We start from the raw sequence: 634 nt of genomic DNA, 5'->3' as shown, positions 1-634 counted from the left end.
TTTTTGCCGTCTCGCTTTCTCTGATCATCCTGGTGTTATACATCAGCTTTATTTTGCTGATTGCTTTCGCCCCCGCCTGGCTGGGTACCCCCATCTCTCCCGGCGCAACGATTACGCGCGGCATTCCCATCGGGATTGGCCTTATCGTTATCTCGTTTATCTCGACAGGGGTGTATGTCTATCGCGCCAACGGAGAATTTGACCGTATGACCAAAAAGCTGCTGAGTGAGGTTAAGTAATGAAAACGCGTCTGTTATTACCGCTTGTTGGTCTGATGCTCCCTGTCATGGCCTACGCGGATGCCCTCACCGGCGACGTTCAACGCCAGCCGCTGAATATTCAGGCCATCGTCATGTTCCTGCTGTTTGTCGGCGGCACGCTTTACATCACCTATTGGGCCTCGAAGCGCACACGTTCGCGCAGCGACTATTATACGGCAGGCGGCAATATCACGGGTTTTCAGAACGGATTGGCGATTGCGGGTGACTATATGTCTGCCGCGTCGTTTCTCGGCATTTCGGCGCTGGTGTATACCTCCGGTTACGACGGACTGATCTATTCGCTGGGCTTTCTGGTGGGCTGGCCCATCATCCTGTTTCTTATTGCAGAACGGTTGCGTAATCTCGGGCGCTAT

At 53.5% G+C, this 634-nt stretch carries 2 protein-coding genes; both read left to right on the top strand.

Annotated features, from left to right (window positions below; all coding sequences use genetic code 11):
- The coding region (locus J5224_RS33680; protein WP_264629221.1) for a DUF485 domain-containing protein at positions 1 to 239 on the top strand (239 nt) is incomplete at its 5' end.
- The coding region (locus J5224_RS33675; protein ID WP_413544768.1) for a sodium:solute symporter family transporter at positions 239 to 634 on the top strand (396 nt) is incomplete at its 3' end. The genes J5224_RS33680 and J5224_RS33675, both read left to right, overlap by 1 nt.

The sequence above is a fragment of the Candidatus Symbiopectobacterium sp. NZEC135 genome, assembly GCF_025962695.1.
This window is presented reverse-complemented; position numbering and strand designations above follow the sequence as displayed.